The following is a 17,037-nucleotide window of genomic DNA, read 5'->3' as shown; positions in this document are numbered from 1 at the left end:
ATACCTGCGAAGTGGATCATCGGCGTAAGCAGCAGTCTTGAATCTGCAATTGCTTCGGGCGGCTACGATGGCATGTTGTTCGTCTGGTCGGCAGGTAGGGGCGAATCCCGAACCTGGCGCAACAACTCGATGAACCCGTTTACCTGATGGATCGCAGTCTCTTCGCCTTTCTTTCGAGTCCCTGCCGAGGCATTGCCCACGGTGCCATCGTCATTCAGGTCGGAGGCTATCCAGCCACGGCTGATGGGGCCTATGGGAGAAATCGCTGTGGTTTCCGCTTTCGAGATGAAATCAGCAGCCATTGACATGTCAACGCAGTGCGGTTCGAAGGCGAGCATCAAGGATGTCTCGACGTCTCCGCCATGAATTCCGTAAGCCAACTCGTGAGTCGAGTACATGTCTTGCGGATAACCGAAGCTGCCCCACTGGCATTTCACGGCCAGCATATCGGCCTGGACACGCAATTCGCGTGTGAGTATCGATATCAGGTCAAGATTGCCACCATGACTGTTGACGATGACGATCTTGCGAAAACCGGCTCTTGCAACAGACAGCCCGATGGCCGTCCACGCCGACAGGGCCTCGGTGGCAGACAAGGTCAGAGTGCCTCTTGCCCAGAGGTGCTCATTGGATTTACCGACAGCCTGAATGGGCAGGATGTACGGGTCAATGTCATCCGGGCAGCTTCGTCTGAATGTCTCGAGCATGCCCTGCATGATCATCGTGTCTGTACCCACCGGCAAATGCGGGCCGTGCTGTTCGATTGCGGCAGTGGGCAGTACGGCTATCGCCTTTTTGGTATCGATGCACTGAAACTCAGGTGCTCGTCGTTCCGCCCAATCCAGTCGTCGTGTCATCATCGATTCCACTACAACACCTCCATGGCTTTTCTGACGCGATGCAAATGTGCTGTCAGTTGTTTTTCGGTGTTGTTGTTCATGTCGTACAACGCGATGTATCTCTTTTTCGGCATTCCGCAGGAGTACCAGACGGCACGTGTGACATTCTTGCGCGGTGGGTCACCGTTCAGCATGGCGCGAAAGCGATTGCCTCCGTAGGTACAGCAGGCCGCCAGGGTCTTGATATTGGTGAGTCCCGGGCGAATGCCTCCGTCCTGCAGTTTGAAGCTCACACCCGGCAGAAACACCCGATCGAGAAAGCCCTTCAGGATGGCGGGGTAACCGAAATTCCATACGGGGTACACCATGACCAGCACATCCGCTGCCTGCAGGCGTTCTACATAGGGCTGTACAGTCGCGATATTGTCAGGTTCATCATGGTAGTGGCGTCGCTCGAGTTCGGTCAGTACGGGAGAAAAGCCTTCTGCATTCAGATCGCAATCATCTACCTGCCAGCCGCGGCTGCTCAGTGTGTCAACGACAACCTGGTGCACGGCAGCATTGAAGCTCTCGGGACAGGGATGAGCATAGAGTACCAGTGCGTGTGTCATGCCTGCTCTCTGCGGTCATTGGCGAAATCGTACATGCGGGAGTAATCCCAGTCGGGGCGATCCCAGGTGATCACCTTTCCCGGGTTGAGCAAGCCCTTGGGATCAGCCTCTCGCTTGAATGACAACTGTGTGTCGTCCGCGTGCTGGCGGCCACCTTCTTCGAGCGTGTAACGATGAGGGTTGAAAACCAGGGCACCGGCCGCTTCATGAATGGCAATGATCTCGTCCAATCGCTCTTCGGTGGTGAACTTGACCAGGGACAGGCCTGCGAAGGCTACCTTGCCTTCCATGCGTATGCTCTCCAGATGCTGGATGACTTCACCTGCCGGGAATGCCCGTCGCATCTTCTCGATCAGGTTCATATGGTCAGGGTATCCATAGCGTACCTGTAAGTAGGTGATGGAAGGGTCTACCTTGATGGCGCGCAAAGTGGTGTGATTCCAGCCGAACTCGAAGACCGGACCGGGCTTTTTTTGCCAGTCGCAATCGTCGGAACGGTAGATCATCTTCAGCGCAGGGCGTCTGGCAAGAAAGGTCAGGAAGCTATCCATGTTGTGTGGGGCGATCATCAAACCCACCAGGTGATCCTTGTCAGTGACATGGGGGGCCACACGATTGAAATACGCATGGGCTGTCGGTGCTTCGTAGACACTGGCCAGCTTGAGGAGAATGCCGTCCTCGTTGGCCAGTTCGTCGGCAAACGTTGCCGCTGCCGTGAAGTCCCTGGAGCTCAGCAGCACATCGGTCCATTCATAGGCTGGGGCCAGCGGCAGTTCGAGTTCGGTGATGATGCCGTTGGTACCATAGGCGTGAGACACTCGCGAGAGTTCCTCGCCGGTGAAATCCAGTACACGCGGTTCCGCCTCCATGGTGACTACCCTGAGTCGGAGAATGTTGCCAAGGTCGCGAAGTGAACCCCAGGTAACGGAGCCGACTCCGCCGGAGCCACCAGCGATGAAACCGCCAATGGTGGCTGAAGCCCATGTGCTGGAGAACATTCTGACCTCCTGGCCTGAATGCGCCTTGCAGTGGGCATCCAGATCCTTGATGACGCAACCGGGTTCGACAATCACGCGTCCGGGGGCGACGGACTTGACGAGATTCATGTGTCGCATGTGCATGACACAGCCACCACGCATGGGCATGGCCTGACCGTAGTTTCCAGTACCGGCGCCGCGGGTTGTTACGGGTACGTCGTGCGTGTAGCAGGTACGCAATATCTCGATAACATCGGCTTCATTACGGGGGCAGGCAATGAAGTCGGCTTCAAGGTGATCCATTCGGGATTTGAGTACCGGCGAATACCAGAAACAATCCCTTGAATAGGTGCGAATCAGTTTGGGCTTTTCGATCAGATCAAGATGCGACAGAGCCGCTCTGGCGGCCTCTACGTTGGGAGTCATGATTCTCACTTAGAATAGATCATCGAGTTCGGCGTAGTCGGGCAAGATGCGGTCAATGGACTGACCCTGTCGAATGACGATACGATCGGATTGCGGGCGGGCCAGTAGTTCTGTCCAGTTGCGCGCGCGAAAGACCACCAGGTCTGCCGGGCTTCCCCTGTTCAGGGATACGGGCGCAAAGCCACAGCTGTCTGCCGGAACGGAGGTGAAGGATTTGATCCAGTCGTCATCGGAATGGTCGAGATGAGCGATGCGGGTTGCCTCGCGTATCACTTCCAGCATGTCCAGGTCGCCATAGGCGTAGAAGGGGTCGCGGGTGTTGTCGGAGGCGAAGCTGACCGGTATTCCACGCTGCTTCATCTCGTGTACCAGCGTGACACCGCGACGCCGCGGCGTCAGTTCGGATTGGCGGTCCTGAAGGTAGAGATTGCACATGGGCAGGCTGACGACGTTCAATCCGGCCCGTGCCACAAGGTCCAGAGTGTTCATTGCCCTGTCATGATCCTGTGTAGACAGGGAGCAGACATGGCCGACAGTTACCGTCGCCTTGAAGCCGGAATCCAGTACTGTCTGGCAGATGCTGCGCAAGGTCTCCACTGTCGGGTCCATGGTTTCATCCACGTGCAAGTCAACAGGTACATCCAGCTCTGCCGCCAGTGCAAAGAAGTCGTGCAGCAAGGCGTCCAGCCCCGGCATGGGATAGGTGACCATGCCAAGCACACCGCCATAGTGTTCAACCAAACTTGCCGTCTGCTGAAACCGTCCCGGCAGGTCGATCAGATCGCAGCCGGCCAGACAGGCACCTTGCAGTTCGATTCTGCCGGCCCATTCCTCGCGTAGACGATCGAACACAGGCCAGGAGATATCGTCCTGCGGAGGAGGGCTGTCCAGGTGTGTGCGTATGGCACGGGTACCGTGGGCGTAGGCGCAGCGTAGTGCGAAGTCGGCTCGTCGATACACATCGTCGGCCCGCCAATTGGCATGGTCTGCGCGCACACTCTGCAAGGCTCCCATGAAGGAGCCATCCGGGTTGCATGCACGCGGCATGATGTGGCCCTTGTCCAGATGCGTGTGCATGTCGACGAAGGCCGGCAGCGCCATGGCACCTTTCATGTCGACTTTATTGCCCACGGGCTCCGTGATGAGACCATCAGCGATACCGATGTCGGTGCATACGAGGTCGCCCGGCTGATCCACAAGGCAGGCCGGTATGGTGACATTGCACAGGGTCATTGGCCCTGCGGGTAGCGTCATGAAGTCCTTCATGTTTCGCGCTTCAAGGCACTCTCGTGCCAGCGATACAGGGCGAAATGACTGATGAGGCTCATTAGTGCAAATATGGCAACACCCATGACCGAGATCAGTACCAGAGCTGCGTACAGGCGCCCGAAGTTGAACCGGTAAGAAGCTTCGAGCAGTGTGGATGCCAGGCCGAGACCGGTTCCGGCACGCCCGATGACGAATTCTGCGACGACTGCCCCGATCAGTGCCAGTCCACCGGCTATCTTCAGCCCGCCGAGAAAGTAGGGCAGTGCCGAGGGTGCGGCCAGATAACGCAATCGTTGCCAGCCGGTAGCCCCGTATATGCTGAACAGGTCCTGCAGGTTGTGATCGGCGGATTTCAGCCCGGTCGCGGTATTGGACAGAATGGGGAAGAAGGCAACAATCCAGGCGCATAACAGGGCCGCGGAGAATGCACTGTCCATGTAGATCTGCAACAAGGGAGCTATCGCGACTACAGGCGTCACCTGCAGAATCACCGCGTAGGGAAAAAGGGACATCTCTACCCATTTCGATTGCGTGAATGCCACGGCAATGGCAAGACCACCAATGACCGCCAGCAACAGTGCCATCAAGGTCAGGCGTCCGGTAATCTGCATGGCAGGCCACAGCACGTTCCAGTCGCCGAGCAGTGTCTGTGCTATCAGTAGTGGCGACGGCAGAATGTAGTGAGGGACTTCAGCAAGTGTCACATAGGCCTGCCAGGCACCGATGGCCAGCACCAGCACCAGCGAAGGCAGTGTCCAGCGACCGATTCGATACAGCCTCTGGCGACTCGCAAGAGCGGCTTCCTCTGCATCGATGATGGTTGGTGGTAGAGATACCTTTTCCGGCATTAGCTGTGGATTCATGATGCTACCGATATGGCCTCTTGAAGGGCATCTGACGCATCACGCGCATGTCGTGAAAACTCCATGGATGTTCGAAAATCATCGGATCGTGGGCCTTCGATGTCCACCGCGAGTTCGCGTACCACGCGACCGGGTCGAGCCGCCATGACGACGACTCGGTCGGACAGGAAAACGGATTCAAAGACGGAGTGGGTGACAAAGATCACCGTGCAGCCAATGGCGTCACGCAAGGCCAGCAGATCGCTGTTCATCTTTTGCCGAGTGATTTCATCCAGGGCGGCGAAGGGTTCATCCATCAGGATGAGCCGGGGCTTGGTTACCATGGCCCGGGCGATGGAGACACGCATTTTCATACCGCCCGACAATTCCCGTGGGTAGGCATTCTGGAACTGATCGAGACCGACCAGTTCCAATGCGTGCATGATCTCGTCCTTGTAATCCGTGTATCGCTTGCCACGCAGCCGAAATGGCAGCCAGACGTTGTCCTTCACCTTTGCCCAGGGCATCAGGGTGGGTTCCTGAAAGACCACACCCAGATCGCCTTCGTTCTGCCCACCCTCCCAGGTAATGGACCCGGATGTAGGGCGTGTCAGTCCAGCGATCAGTCGCAAGGCTGTCGACTTGCCACAGCCTGATGGTCCCAGAAGAGAAATGAAGTCTCCCTGGTTTACCGCCAGATTCATGTCTCGTAGTGCAACAACATCACCATTGAAGGACTTCTCCACGTGACTCATCTCGAGTAGCAGGCGGCATCCGTTTGGCGGGGTTGTCACATCAACGATGGGTTGATCTGTCAGTGTCGATGCGTTCATGTCAGGGCGCGCAGGGAGGCTCAGTTGACCAGTTCCATGCCGATTCCCTTGCCCACGAATTCGGTAGTAAAAGCATCGGTGTAGTTGACGTCGGCTTCAATGACGCCGGCCGAGACCATCTTGTCGAAGAAATCCTTGACCGTCTCATCCGTCATGACCCCAATGCCCATGGTTTCTGCATCACCGGAAATCACGATGCCTTCGGATAACAATTTCGAGATGGCGAAGTCGATCTTGTCCTGCGTCATTTCAGGGTTGTCGGCCATGATCATTTCGTTGGCCGCGGCATTGTCACCGAAGAGGTAGTTGTACCAACCCGTGATGGAACCTTCCACAAAGCAGGCTACCTCTTCAGGCTTGCTGGCAATGGTAGGTGCCATGGTTTCAATGGTGGTGGCATAGGTCGAGTAACCGGCATCTGCCAGCAGAAACACGTCCGGTACGAATCCACCTTCCTTTTCGACAAGGTAGGGCTCGGAGGACAGATAGCCCTGCATGCCAGTGTTGTCGTCGGCCAGAAAGGGTGCCGGGTTGAATGTGTAGGGCGCGCGGTTATCTGCTGAGAATCCGTACTGGGCAATCATCCATTGGTAGTAGCTTTGATAACCATTGTCGCCAACCAGCAGTTTGAGCTCCTTGAGATCTTCAAAGGAATCTGCCTTTCCCGGGTGAGTCAGGATGACTTGCGGTATTTTCTGAAACATGGCGGCAACGGCCACGATGGGGACACCTTCCTTGACGGCATTGAATGCCTGCAGCATGTCGCCACCCATGTGGTAATCGATCTTGCCTGCCAGTAACAGGGCGCGATTGTTCACCTGTGGGCCACCAGGCAGGATGGAGACGTTCAGTCCACACGCCTCGTAGGTCCCATCGGCAACTGCCTGATAGAAGCCGCCATGCTCTGTCTGTGCCAGCCAGTTGCTGCCGAAGGTCACATCGGTCAACTCGGCCTGTGCAGCGCCAGCAGTGAGAAGGGATACAGACAATGCAGTCCAGGTCAGTTTCATCTTTGCGGTCTCAGTTGTGACGAGTATCGAGTTCTGATGAGTCCGTGCCCTTGCAGCCGCGCCAGGTTGCGTGTGCGCAGCAAGACAGGAAACCATCTAGACTCGTGTTTTTTCTGCAACCCACCAGATCCGTTCATTGGAGAGTCAAGTCATGATCAAGAGTCTTGTACCGGAGTCCATCGCACCGCCCTTTGCCCGATATGCTCACGGGGTGGTCATTGACTCCGGTGGACTGGTGCTGACCTCGGGTCAGCTGGCGCTTCGCCGGGATGGTTCCATTCCCGATGGTGCCAGAGCACAGGCCGAATTGTGTTTCGACAACATCGACGCCATCCTGCTTGTGGCGGGTACCAGCGCCGACCATGTCGTGAAGATTCATGCGTTTGTCACCGGTCGAGAACACATGGCCGGGTACATGGAAGCGCGTGACGCCTGGCTGGAAGGGGTTGCCCATTTGCCAGCCTCTACACTGATGATAGTGAGCGGGTTCACACGTCCGGAATTTGTTGTCGAGATCGAAGTGACTGCGGTACTGCCCTGATTGTTCGATCTCATATGCGTCGTTTGTCTGTTTGAGGGTTTTCCTCCGGATCGGGGCGATTGAGTCCCGATCCGGATGATGACAGGTCAGTGTTTGGTGTTTCCTGTTCGGCCATTCCCGACCGATGAGATCCCTCCTGAAAGTCACGCTCAAAGCCGTGACTTGAAGTTAAGTCAATCCGGTTGACTTTGTCCGCTGCTAAAAATGCATAGGCCTGATGCAAATAGTGATGCGCCTGATTGCTCATGGTCCTTGCCGAAGTCCGCCGGACTCATGAGTAGAGACTCGGCCCGATTGTCGAGGAAGCATGCTACAAGACGTTCCTGATTCACCGATAGCCTCATCATGGCTGCCAATACCCAGGACACAGGAAGCGTCAGTTGATTGGAAGCTGCCTGTCATTCGACGTCGAATCGAAAAGGGAGCCAGGCCCCGAGCGCCCGCTCGTGGTGACGACGGTCGATCAGGCTTGGTCCATTGGCTCCATGATCGATTTGATATCATGTATATTTTGCAAGGGTGGATAAATGCAACCCCTGCTACACTTATGGATAGCCGGATCGGTAGTTCCGAGGTGGTTGCAGTGTGATAGCTTCTTTGTGTCAGGCCCTCAGGATTGGTAATCAGTCAAAGTCGCTGGAGTCGAGCCATGTCAGAACCGTTCGTCGGTGAAATACGAATCGTTGGTTTCAACTTTGCGCCGCGTGGTTGGGCGTATTGCAATGGACAATTGCTGGCAATTGCAGAGAACGATGCACTATTCAGCTTGTTGGGTACGATCTACGGTGGTGATGGACGAACATCATTCGGACTGCCGGATTTGCGAGGTAGAGTGCCATTGCATGCCGGTCAAGGTCCTGGATTACCCAACTATCGTCTCGGTGAAAGTGGTGGCAGGCCGACTATTTCAGAAGTACCTGGCCACGCACATTCAGCGGTCTTGCATGGGGTGGAGACTGATGCCACCGCAAGGTCTCCCGAGGGAAACATGCTGGCTGGCGCTGCCTGTGGTAACGAGATGTACGCAGCTCAGGCAGATGCGTCTTTGCACAAGCTTTCGGATAATTCGATTTCAGTCAATTCATCCGGGAACGATGAAGTGTCGGTACAGAACCCGTACCTCGGTTGCAACTTCGTGATTGCGTTGCGAGGCGAATATCCGGGCAGAAGTTGAGTTTATTGGAAGCAACCATCACTTCTCGAGTGACCGGTCGGTGACATCTGTTCCTGACAAGGTCGAATAGTATGCGGACAGGTCAGCCATCTGCTGATAATCCAGCTCTGGTACTGACTCGTGCATCAGTTTTGCCATCGGTGTTCCGCCTCGGGTGCCGGATTTCCACAACTGCAATTGAGCGAGAAGATATTGCCTCGCTTGAGAGGCAAGGGCCGGGTAATGTGGAGACAGCGATTCAGGCCAGGGGCCGTGGCAGGCGTTGCAGGCTGGAATATCGGCCCCTGACGGCGGCATGGAATCAGCGGTTGTTGAGGCAGCACCGCCCGTGGCCAGCCGTCGTCCTCGTTCCACAGACGCCGCCGTCGTATCCTCTTCCATTGTCAACGTGCCGTTGGGGTCTCTGTCACTGATGTTGGCACCCCGAGGTGCGGTTTGCGATGATGCGTAGAAGGCTGCAAGCACCTCGATGGTGTCATCATCCAGCAAGGATGCGGCCTGTTGCATGATGCCGCTGCTGCGTTGTTGATCGCGATAGGCCTTCAATGTGGCCGACAGGTATTCCCGACTGAGTATGTCCAATCGAGGTACGTGGTCATTGTCTGTGTATCCCGATTGGCCATGACACAGGACGCAATCGTGAATGACAGCCAGGTGAGTGTCAGATGCCTGCAATGACGGCGAAGCAGATGCGGGCGGCTGGTTTTCCAGGCTCAACAATGACCGGTACTGCCCGGTTTCAAACCGGGGTATCCGAGAAACAAATGCAACAACAGGCCAGATATCGTCGTCACGGTCACGTGCGGGCCAATGCGGCATTCCGGTCATCTTTACACCGTGCTTGATGATCCAGAAGAGCTCATTGGGCTCCCATTCGGACACGGCCTCCTCGATGCGTGGTGGTGCAGGCAGCATGGCAGTCATGGTTCGAAGCTGCCTGCCCCCCGGCTCTCCATGGCAGGCTGCACACGACAGTTGATAATGCCTGGCACCCAGCGCCACCATGTCCTCATCATCCAGCTCGGGTACTGTATTGGCGGCAGGTGCACGCAGTGCCACCGATTGACGGTAACTGGTATGCAGTACCCAGCTGATGGCCGGCCAGTGACCTCCGCGGGCGGACACATTGAACAGACCGAAGAAAATGATTGCTGTGCCTATCAGCGCGGCTGCCAGCAACACCGAGCCCAGTGTCAGGAAGGCGGTTCTCATGGTCGGGAATTCCGTGATGATGGCTCGGGCAGGGGTGTCTTGAGAACGTCGCGAATTCGCCAGAGACCTGCCAGCAGGTAGATGGGTGTGCCGATCACCAACATGATCATGCCGCCCAATTGCTGCGCTTCGAGAGAGTGAACCATGTCGGCGTGGGCGGCATGTGAATACAGCGTGCGTGGACTGAGAATGATCAACGCACCCAGCAGGGTCATGTGCATGGACGTCAACAGGAGTGCACCGGCGCCTGCCAGTGCTTTATCAGGATCCAGTACGGATGCCCACAGCAGCAGGCCGGTAACGAGAAAACATGCCTGCTCGAAGACCAGCCATCCACCACTGTTTCGTGTCAAGTCATGGGCGCCAGGCATGTGCCAGGTCCAGACAATGACGAACTCTGCAAACGAGGCCAGCAGGGGTATGGAGGGCAGGGACTGACAGAGCCGTGGCGTGCCCAGCACCAGCAAGGGGGCTGCGATGCTCACCAGTGTCATGTGCCGAATCATGTGAATGGCAAAGTCAGGCAGACCCAGCTTGGTCAGTGGGGCCAACCAGACCAGCGCGCAGGCACCAAGCCCTGCAAGCAGGCTGAATGGAGTGATGGCCCTCATTGACAGCTATCCAGAAACATCGACGGAATGGCCACGTAGCAAACCCCGATGAATGACACGATGGACAACAGGAACGAGGCATGAGCAAGAAACTCATGACGATGTTCTTCCGTGGGCAGGTACTGATCCTTCACACCATCTTCGACAAATCCCCATTGATTCCAGGAACGCCAGCCAATGACAGCGATGCCGGCAAGACTGGCTAGCGTGATACAGAGGATGAACCAGCGCAGTTCCGAAATGGAGTCGGCCTCAGGCATCTTCGTGCAGACGATGGCCGTGACGATATAGCAGCCAAGAAAATGAAAGACCCAGACCAGTGGTGAGAATACGATGCACCAGAGACTATCGGCCTCTTCAGCGAATTCGCGTTCATCCTGGTCGTGAGTCGGAGGTTCCGATTGCTCACTGGTGTTGTTGGATATCGATGCATTCATGGTTCAAAGCCACCGCGGAAAGATGCCCATGACAAGCACACAGACAACAATGGTGAATCCCAGAAAATGCCAGAACAGGCAGATATTCTGCAAGTCTGCGTCATGGCGTGGGGTGAGTTTCCCGAACAGGCTGCCCGCCAGGCAATACCCCTGCATGATGATTCCCACGACAACATGAGCCGTCAACCACAGCAGCAGGGCATGGATGATTGCCGGGTACACATGCGCTTGTGGATCCATACCGGTTGACCTGACAGACCCGATGACCAACGCCACCCCGGCAAGGGAGCTGAGCATGCCTGTGATCAACGCGAGCCGTGCTCTGGCAACTTTCGCCTTGCTGTTGCTGTCACGAGCATACAGCGTCAGGGCCCACGCACCCAATAGCGCAATTCCTCCGAGCAGCATGAGCAACAGATCGGCATGCTCACTACCAGCAGGTGGAAAATCTGTCCTGGTTGTCCAGTAGAAGAAGAAACCGAATACCAGACTGATGAAGGCGGTGGCATCTCCCAGCATGGTGATCCAGACCCCCCACCAGCCGGCAGATTCCGGACCCGAGGCGTAGATGGGCAGACTGAGACCGAGCCCGACCGGTTTGCTGTCCTGCTTGGGGATGGGAGCGGTCGAGGTCCACAGCCAATACAGAATGCAGGCAACTGCCAGCACTGCGCAGATGATGGCGGGCGTGTAGATATGAAACGTGGGAAAGATGAAGGCGCCACCCGTGAACATGGCCGCAATCAGCGTGATCCAGGCAGGCCCGGTCACTCGCATGCACTGAACCGGCCTGGCATCCAGTACCGATGTCACAAGGGTCTCGCGTCTGCCTTCTGCAGCATCGGCAAGATAGAAACGGCCGCTGTCGATGCGTTCCAGAATTTTCTTCTGATCCCACAGCGGGTAGCGGCTGACGATGTAGGGAATGGAGCGAATGCCCCAGGCTTCCTCGGGAACATCGTGTGTCCATTCGAGAGTACCGGCATTCCAGGGATTACGTGCCGAATCCGGCTCGCGTGATTTTGGTCGCAGCAGATCCCAGGCGAACAGCAGAAAGCCTGCCGCCAGAATGAAGGCCCCCAGTGTAGAGACGAGATTCAGCCAGTCCCAGCCCAGTCCGCTTGAGTAGGTATAGACCCTGCGTGGCATTCCCAACAGCCCCGTCAGGTGCATGGGCAAGAAGGTGATGTTGAAGCCGGTGAACAGCAGCCAGAACGACCATTTTCCCAGGCGTGGTGACAGGGTCTTCTTGGTGAATATCGGATAGAAGTAGTAGATGCCCGCCAGCACTGGAAAGATCATGCCGCCGAACAATGTGTAATGCAGGTGCGCCACGATGAAGTAGGTGTCGTGCACCTGCCAGTTGAAGGGTGCAAGCGCAAGCATGACCCCGGTGAGACCGCCAGCGGTGAATATTGCAAGCGCCCCGGCGATGAACAGCATGGGCACATTCAGGGTCACTCGTCCTACCATCAGGGTCGCCACGAAAGCGAACAGCTGAATACCGGTGGGAATGACCACCGCTTCCGAGGCCGCTGAAAAGAACCCGAGTGACAGGGAAGGAAGTCCGGTGGTGAACATGTGGTGCACCCAGAGACCGAAGGACAGAAAACCGGTACCCACTGCCGACAGAACGATCCAGGAATAGCCAACGATCGGTCGATGCGCCACCGTTGGCACCACCATGGCCGCGATAGCGATGGATGGCAGAAAGATGATGTAGACCTCCGGGTGCCCGAATATCCAGAACAGGTGTTGCCAGAGCATGGGGTCTCCACCGCGATCCGGGTCGAAGAACGGCCAGTCGAAACTGCGCTGCAGTTCGAACAGCAAGTCACCCGCTATCAGTGGTGGAAAGGCAAACAGGATCATTCCGCCTACGACCAGAACATACCAGGCGTAGAGCGGCATCAGGTTGATGCGCATGCCGGGAGGACGGCATTTCAGCACACCGACGATAAGCTCCACGGCTGCAGCGATGGACGCGATCTCGATGAACGACAGGCCCAGCAGCCAGATGTCGGAACCGACGCCCTCGGATTCAATAGCCAGGGGCGGGTACATGAACCAGCCTGAATCGGGTGCTGCGTCGAAGAGAACCGAGCCCAGGACAAAGACGCCGCCGATCAGGAAGCACCAGTAGCCGAATGCTGACAGCCGTGGAAACGGCATGTCCCGAGCGCCCAGCATGCCGGGAAGAATCAGTATGGAAATGGCCTCGAACAGCGGCACGGCAAACAGGAACATCATGGCCGAGCCGTGCATGGTAAAGAACTGGTTGAATCGGTCAGCGCTCAGGAAATCGTTCTCTGGCACCGCCAGTTGCACCCGGATGGCCAGAGCAAGAACACCGGCACACAGCATGAAGAAAAAGGCTGTCAGGCAATACCATTTGCCCACTTCCGAATTGTTGACCGCCGACCAGTAGCGCCAGCCCGTCGGTGTTTTCCAGGCATCTCTCAGCCGCCGTTCGGAAGCTTCCTGTCGTTGTTCATCGACGGGCTCGTCGAGCATGGCCTCCGTGGGCGGATAGCATCCGATCGGGTCCTTGCACTGGCTCATCACATCAATCCCTTCAGGTAGTGACCCAGTGCTTCCAGCACTGTCTGGTCAAGATGATCGTAGGAGGGCATGTAGACGTCTGGCTTGATGGTGTCGGTATGCTGAATCCAGCGGGTGAAGTCTTCGGGCGTGCTCGGTAGAATGCCGGCACCCAGGGTGGTTCTGCCTCCCACGTGAGTGAGATCAGGCCCGGTAGTTCCTGCCGCCGGTGTACCGCGAACGGTATGGCAGGCCCCGCAGCCTTCGCGCAGAAAAGCCTGTCTACCTTCCATGGCCAGCATTCCCTCGGGTTCTGCGGCGGGAGTTGCCTGTTCCTCGAGCCAGCGTTCGAAGTCTTCCGGCGTCATGACCACGACTTGAAAGGCCATGAGAGCGTGGGATGTGCCGCAGAACTCGGCGCACTGACCCCGGTATATTCCCGTTGTCTCGGGTTGCAGTGCCAGTCGAGTGACTCTGCCCGGAAACATGTCCATCTTGCCGGCCAGCGCCGGCACCCAGAAGGAGTGAATGACCTTGTTCGACGTCAGTGTCACTTCGGTGCGTTCACCGGCTGGCAATCGCAATTCGTTGGCAGAGGCGAGTAGAGAGCCGTCCTCGCGTCGATATTGCACACGCCACCACCATTGTTCACCGGTTACGCTGACCGATGTGGCTGCGTTTCCGGTTTCTCTCTGGCTGCTCATCAAGGACATGCTGTAGGCCAGTAATATTCCCAGCAACACTGTGGGGAACAGGATACCTCCGCCGATGATCAAGCCCTCGGCGGCCCTGCGAGACAGAGGGCGAGGGTTGAGTCTGGTGACATAGAGGAAAATGCCATTGACCAACAGCCACAGCACCACGGCCCCTACCAGCAGCACGTGAAAGAGTGTCGCTATCTCGGCAGCTTCCTTCCCGGCAGGTTGAAGGGTGGATTGCAGACCACCGCAGCCGCCGAGCGGGAGCACGAGGACTGCTGTCACAAGCTGTTGGATCGAACTCGGCTTTGTCATGCGTGAACGACAGATTGGCGACCGTCAGAGCATAGCTTCCCCGGTCAACGAGGCACGCAAGGGTAAAATCTACAAGGGGTGTTGATTCGTAGGGGTACCTCGGGGGTGAAAATATTTGATTCTTTTCGTTTCCGCGTACAAAATCTCTGAATATCCATTCAGCTGAGTGAAGACGCCAATGACTCTACCCTTGATCACGTTCTCAAGGCGTTTGCGAGAAACTCCCTTCACCGATCGCATCCTGGTAGGTGGTGCACAATCTTTCACTGTCTATAATCATACTCTCTTGCCCAGCTGGTTTCGTTCGCTGGAAGCGGATTATTGGCATCTGGTCGAGAATGTTCAGGTATGGGACGTTTCCTGCGAGCGGCAGGTTCAGCTCAAGGGGCCAGATGCCGAGAAGCTGGTACAGTTGATGACTCCGCGAGACCTGTCAAAAGCACAAGCAGATCAGTGCTTCTACGTTCCTCTATGTGATGAGGATGGTCATATCCTGAATGACCCGATAGCGATACGAGTCAGTGACGACACCTGGTGGCTGAGTCTGGCGGATTCCGACATCTATCTCTGGGCAAGGGGGCTTGCCAATGGAATGCGCCTTGATGTCGAGATCAGTCGACCGGATGTCTGGCCCATTGCCGTACAGGGGCCCAAGGCAGAGACCTTGATGGCACGCGTGTTCGGTGAGGAGGTCCGTTCAACGCGATTCTTTCGCTACAAGCGCTTGCCATACCATAGCCATGAGTTCATCGTTGCGCGATCTGGCTGGTCCGGACAGGGTGGATTCGAAATCTACATTGATGATGTCGAACTCGGGCAAGCCGTCTGGGATGAGTTCTTCGTCGTTGGCGCCGACCTGAACGTCGGGCACGGTTGCCCGAACAATATCGAGCGAATGGAAACCGGGCTCCTTTCCTTCGGTAGTGATATGGACTACCGGCACACGCCGTTGCAGTGTGGGCTGGATCGCTATTGCCAGCTGGATGCCGATCTGCCCAGCATGAGTATGGATGCGCTCAGGGCACAGCGTGAACAAGGCGTACCCAGTCGCCTGGTAGGGGTGGTAGCACCGGGGGTTCCCGTGGCTTCTCGCCATAGTCAGTTGTTGGTCGATGGTGAGCCAGTGGGCGATATCACCTCGCAGACGCTATCGGCGCGTTACGATGCGTGGATCTGCTTTGCTTATATGGAATCCGAGTTGATTGCCGCTTTGCAGGAGAGCAAGGGAGTTCTGACACTGCTGTGCAACAACCTCGAGTATGACGCTGTGTTCAGCGAGTTACCGTTCAAGTTGGATCAGATGGGGCTGAAGACTCGTACCTGAATAGGTACATTATCAATCAACTTCTGGAGGTATAGCTTATCTCAACACGGAATCGGGTAGCTTGAATGACACCAGAGATTCGTTATACAAGCAGTGGCGATGTGAACATTGCCTACCAGGTCATCGGAGACGGGCCTCAGGATCTTTTAGTCATTTCTGGATGGATCTCAAACCTGGAGGTGTTATGGGAATGTCCGGAATATGTTCGTTTCGTGGAGTATCTGGCCGAATTCTCTCGCGTCATTCTATTTGACAAGCGCGGCACGGGGCTATCGGACCGAGTTCACGATCTTCCTTCACTGGAGGTGCGCATGGATGACGTTCGAGCACTGCTGGATGCCGTAGGGTCAACTTCTGCGACACTTTTCGGTTGGTCAGAGGGCGCACCCATGTCCTGTCTGTTTGCGGCGACTTACCCGGATCGGATAAAGCGCTTGATACTGGCCAGTGGATATTCGCGCCGCTCCTGGGCTCCTGACTATCCATGGGGCGCGAGCGATTTGCAAACCGAAGAGGCCTGCCAGCAGATGCTGAATGACTGGGGAACACCGATTGCCATTGAATCACGTGTTCCGTCAATGGCCTGTGACCCACGTTTTCGCAAATGGTGGGCGCGTATGTTGCGAATGTCCGCCAGTGCGCACGACGCAGTGAGACTTTTTCGCATGAATGCACAAATCGACATTCGGCCTATCCTGCCAGTGATTCGGGTTCCAACACTGGTGATTCACTCCAGCACGGATCTGGCTTTTCCCATAGATGGTGCCCGGAACATGGCAAGTCAGATCCCCGGTGCGACAATGTTGGAGCTCGATGACGCGGACCACCTGCCCTTCACCAGAGGGGCCGAGTCTGTATTGCAAGCATTAGAATCATTGGGTCTACGCGGATTCGTGTGGGTCATTTTCAGTGACAAATTGCTGAAAGTATCTGCGTAGACAGTGTTTTCGTTGAGATTGGCTGACTGGAAAGTTGTTTCGTTTTTCGGGTAAGCTTCCAGCATGAAAAACCCAAAGTCAATCCGATCGCTTTTCTGCTTTCCTGGGTTCACTGCCCGTTCGATGTTGAAGGGGGTTTTCGGTGACCGGTATTCTCGAGTCATCACCTTGCAGCGGCGAAAAAAACAGCAACATGTTCGCAATGTGGGTACCGATGCAAATCCAGATACGATCGCAAAATTCTTCGAGTGCGTGACCTGTCTGTCGCTGGCTGGCGCATCTATCTTGAGTTCGAACGTTGGCGGGTCAAGTGTCCCCGTTGCGCGTCAGTGCACGTAGAGCATTTGGATTGGCTGGCTGAAAATCCGCGATACACGCAGCGGTTCGCCATGCATGTGGGCAATCTGTGCCGCGATATGACCGTGAGTCGGGTTGCCGA

General features: G+C 56.3%; 17 protein-coding genes and 1 pseudogene. 5 read left to right on the top strand and 13 right to left on the bottom strand.

Features of this window, described 5'->3' with window-relative positions:
• Positions 1-62: 62 nt before the first annotated feature.
• Genes ACUNV4_RS16195 through ACUNV4_RS16165 form a run of 7 tightly spaced genes read right to left on the bottom strand, consistent with a single transcriptional unit; the run spans position 63 to position 6,807 of the window.
• Positions 63-857, bottom strand: a complete 795-nt coding sequence (locus ACUNV4_RS16195; protein WP_430879628.1) for a creatininase family protein — start codon at positions 855-857, stop codon at positions 63-65.
• A gap of 11 nt (positions 858-868) precedes the next feature.
• Positions 869-1,450, bottom strand: coding sequence for an NAD(P)H-dependent oxidoreductase (locus ACUNV4_RS16190; protein WP_430879627.1), 582 nt, complete (start codon positions 1,448-1,450; stop codon positions 869-871).
• Complete coding sequence (locus tag ACUNV4_RS16185; protein WP_430879626.1) at positions 1,447-2,853, bottom strand: FAD-binding oxidoreductase; 1,407 nt, start codon at positions 2,851-2,853, stop codon at positions 1,447-1,449. The genes ACUNV4_RS16190 and ACUNV4_RS16185 overlap by 4 nt, the downstream gene beginning before the upstream one ends.
• 9 nt (positions 2,854-2,862) lie before the next feature.
• Entirely contained in the window at positions 2,863-4,119 is a 1,257-nt protein-coding gene (locus ACUNV4_RS16180) for a cytosine deaminase (RefSeq protein ID WP_430879625.1), read from the bottom strand.
• Positions 4,116-4,985 carry an ABC transporter permease gene (locus ACUNV4_RS16175; protein WP_430879624.1) on the bottom strand — a complete coding sequence of 290 codons (870 nt, stop codon included), beginning with the start codon at positions 4,983-4,985 and terminating at the stop codon, positions 4,116-4,118. Before ACUNV4_RS16175 ends, ACUNV4_RS16180 begins: the two co-directional genes overlap by 4 nt.
• On the bottom strand, positions 4,982-5,797 hold the full coding sequence (locus ACUNV4_RS16170) for an ABC transporter ATP-binding protein (protein ID WP_430879623.1): 816 nt from the start codon (positions 5,795-5,797) through the stop codon (positions 4,982-4,984). Before ACUNV4_RS16170 ends, ACUNV4_RS16175 begins: the two co-directional genes overlap by 4 nt.
• 20 nt (positions 5,798-5,817) lie before the next feature.
• Positions 5,818-6,807 carry an ABC transporter substrate-binding protein gene (locus ACUNV4_RS16165; protein ID WP_430879622.1) on the bottom strand — a complete coding sequence of 330 codons (990 nt, stop codon included), beginning with the start codon at positions 6,805-6,807 and terminating at the stop codon, positions 5,818-5,820.
• Positions 6,808-6,958: 151 nt separating this feature from the next.
• Between ACUNV4_RS16165 and ACUNV4_RS16160 the strand changes: the two genes are divergently transcribed.
• Positions 6,959-7,348, top strand: coding sequence for a RidA family protein (locus ACUNV4_RS16160; RefSeq protein WP_430879621.1), 390 nt, complete (start codon positions 6,959-6,961; stop codon positions 7,346-7,348).
• A gap of 10 nt (positions 7,349-7,358) precedes the next feature.
• Here ACUNV4_RS16160 and ACUNV4_RS16155 read toward each other — a convergent pair whose 3' ends face one another.
• Positions 7,359-7,595 (bottom strand): hypothetical protein, encoded by a 237-nt coding sequence (locus ACUNV4_RS16155; protein WP_430879620.1) that lies wholly within the window; start codon positions 7,593-7,595, stop codon positions 7,359-7,361.
• A gap of 402 nt (positions 7,596-7,997) precedes the next feature.
• Here ACUNV4_RS16155 and ACUNV4_RS16150 point away from each other — a divergent pair, with 402 nt between their 5' ends.
• On the top strand, positions 7,998-8,522 hold the full coding sequence (locus ACUNV4_RS16150) for a phage tail protein (RefSeq protein WP_430879619.1): 525 nt from the start codon (positions 7,998-8,000) through the stop codon (positions 8,520-8,522).
• An 18-nt stretch (positions 8,523-8,540) separates the two neighbouring features.
• Here the strand turns inward: ACUNV4_RS16150 and ACUNV4_RS16145 are convergent, their stop codons facing one another.
• From ACUNV4_RS16145 to coxB, 5 genes are read right to left on the bottom strand one after another with little or no spacing between them, the layout of a single operon-like run.
• Complete coding sequence (locus ACUNV4_RS16145; RefSeq protein WP_430879618.1) at positions 8,541-9,734, bottom strand: c-type cytochrome; 1,194 nt, start codon at positions 9,732-9,734, stop codon at positions 8,541-8,543.
• On the bottom strand, positions 9,731-10,345 hold the full coding sequence (locus ACUNV4_RS16140) for a cytochrome c oxidase assembly protein (protein WP_430879617.1): 615 nt from the start codon (positions 10,343-10,345) through the stop codon (positions 9,731-9,733). Before ACUNV4_RS16140 ends, ACUNV4_RS16145 begins: the two co-directional genes overlap by 4 nt.
• Positions 10,342-10,782, bottom strand: a complete 441-nt coding sequence (locus ACUNV4_RS16135; protein ID WP_430879616.1) for a hypothetical protein — start codon at positions 10,780-10,782, stop codon at positions 10,342-10,344. Before ACUNV4_RS16135 ends, ACUNV4_RS16140 begins: the two co-directional genes overlap by 4 nt.
• A 3-nt stretch (positions 10,783-10,785) precedes the next feature.
• Complete coding sequence (gene ctaD / locus ACUNV4_RS16130) at positions 10,786-13,344, bottom strand: cytochrome c oxidase subunit I (RefSeq protein WP_430879615.1); 2,559 nt, start codon at positions 13,342-13,344, stop codon at positions 10,786-10,788.
• Positions 13,344-14,291 (bottom strand): cytochrome c oxidase subunit II, encoded by a 948-nt coding sequence (gene coxB / locus ACUNV4_RS16125; RefSeq protein ID WP_430879614.1) that lies wholly within the window; start codon positions 14,289-14,291, stop codon positions 13,344-13,346. The genes ctaD and coxB overlap by 1 nt, the downstream gene beginning before the upstream one ends.
• Before the next feature lie 223 nt (positions 14,292-14,514).
• Between coxB and ACUNV4_RS16120 the strand changes: the two genes are divergently transcribed.
• The 3 genes and pseudogenes from ACUNV4_RS16120 to ACUNV4_RS16110 all read left to right on the top strand — a co-directional run.
• Positions 14,515-15,660 (top strand): dimethylsulfoniopropionate demethylase, encoded by a 1,146-nt coding sequence (locus ACUNV4_RS16120; protein ID WP_430879613.1) that lies wholly within the window; start codon positions 14,515-14,517, stop codon positions 15,658-15,660.
• 65 nt (positions 15,661-15,725) lie between these two features.
• Positions 15,726-16,598 (top strand): alpha/beta fold hydrolase, encoded by an 873-nt coding sequence (locus ACUNV4_RS16115; protein WP_430879612.1) that lies wholly within the window; start codon positions 15,726-15,728, stop codon positions 16,596-16,598.
• A gap of 197 nt (positions 16,599-16,795) precedes the next feature.
• A pseudogene (locus ACUNV4_RS16110) lies at positions 16,796-17,037 on the top strand (ISL3 family transposase); the annotation flags it as partial.

It is taken from the genome of Granulosicoccus sp. 3-233 (genome assembly GCF_052681095.1).
This window is presented reverse-complemented; position numbering and strand designations above follow the sequence as displayed.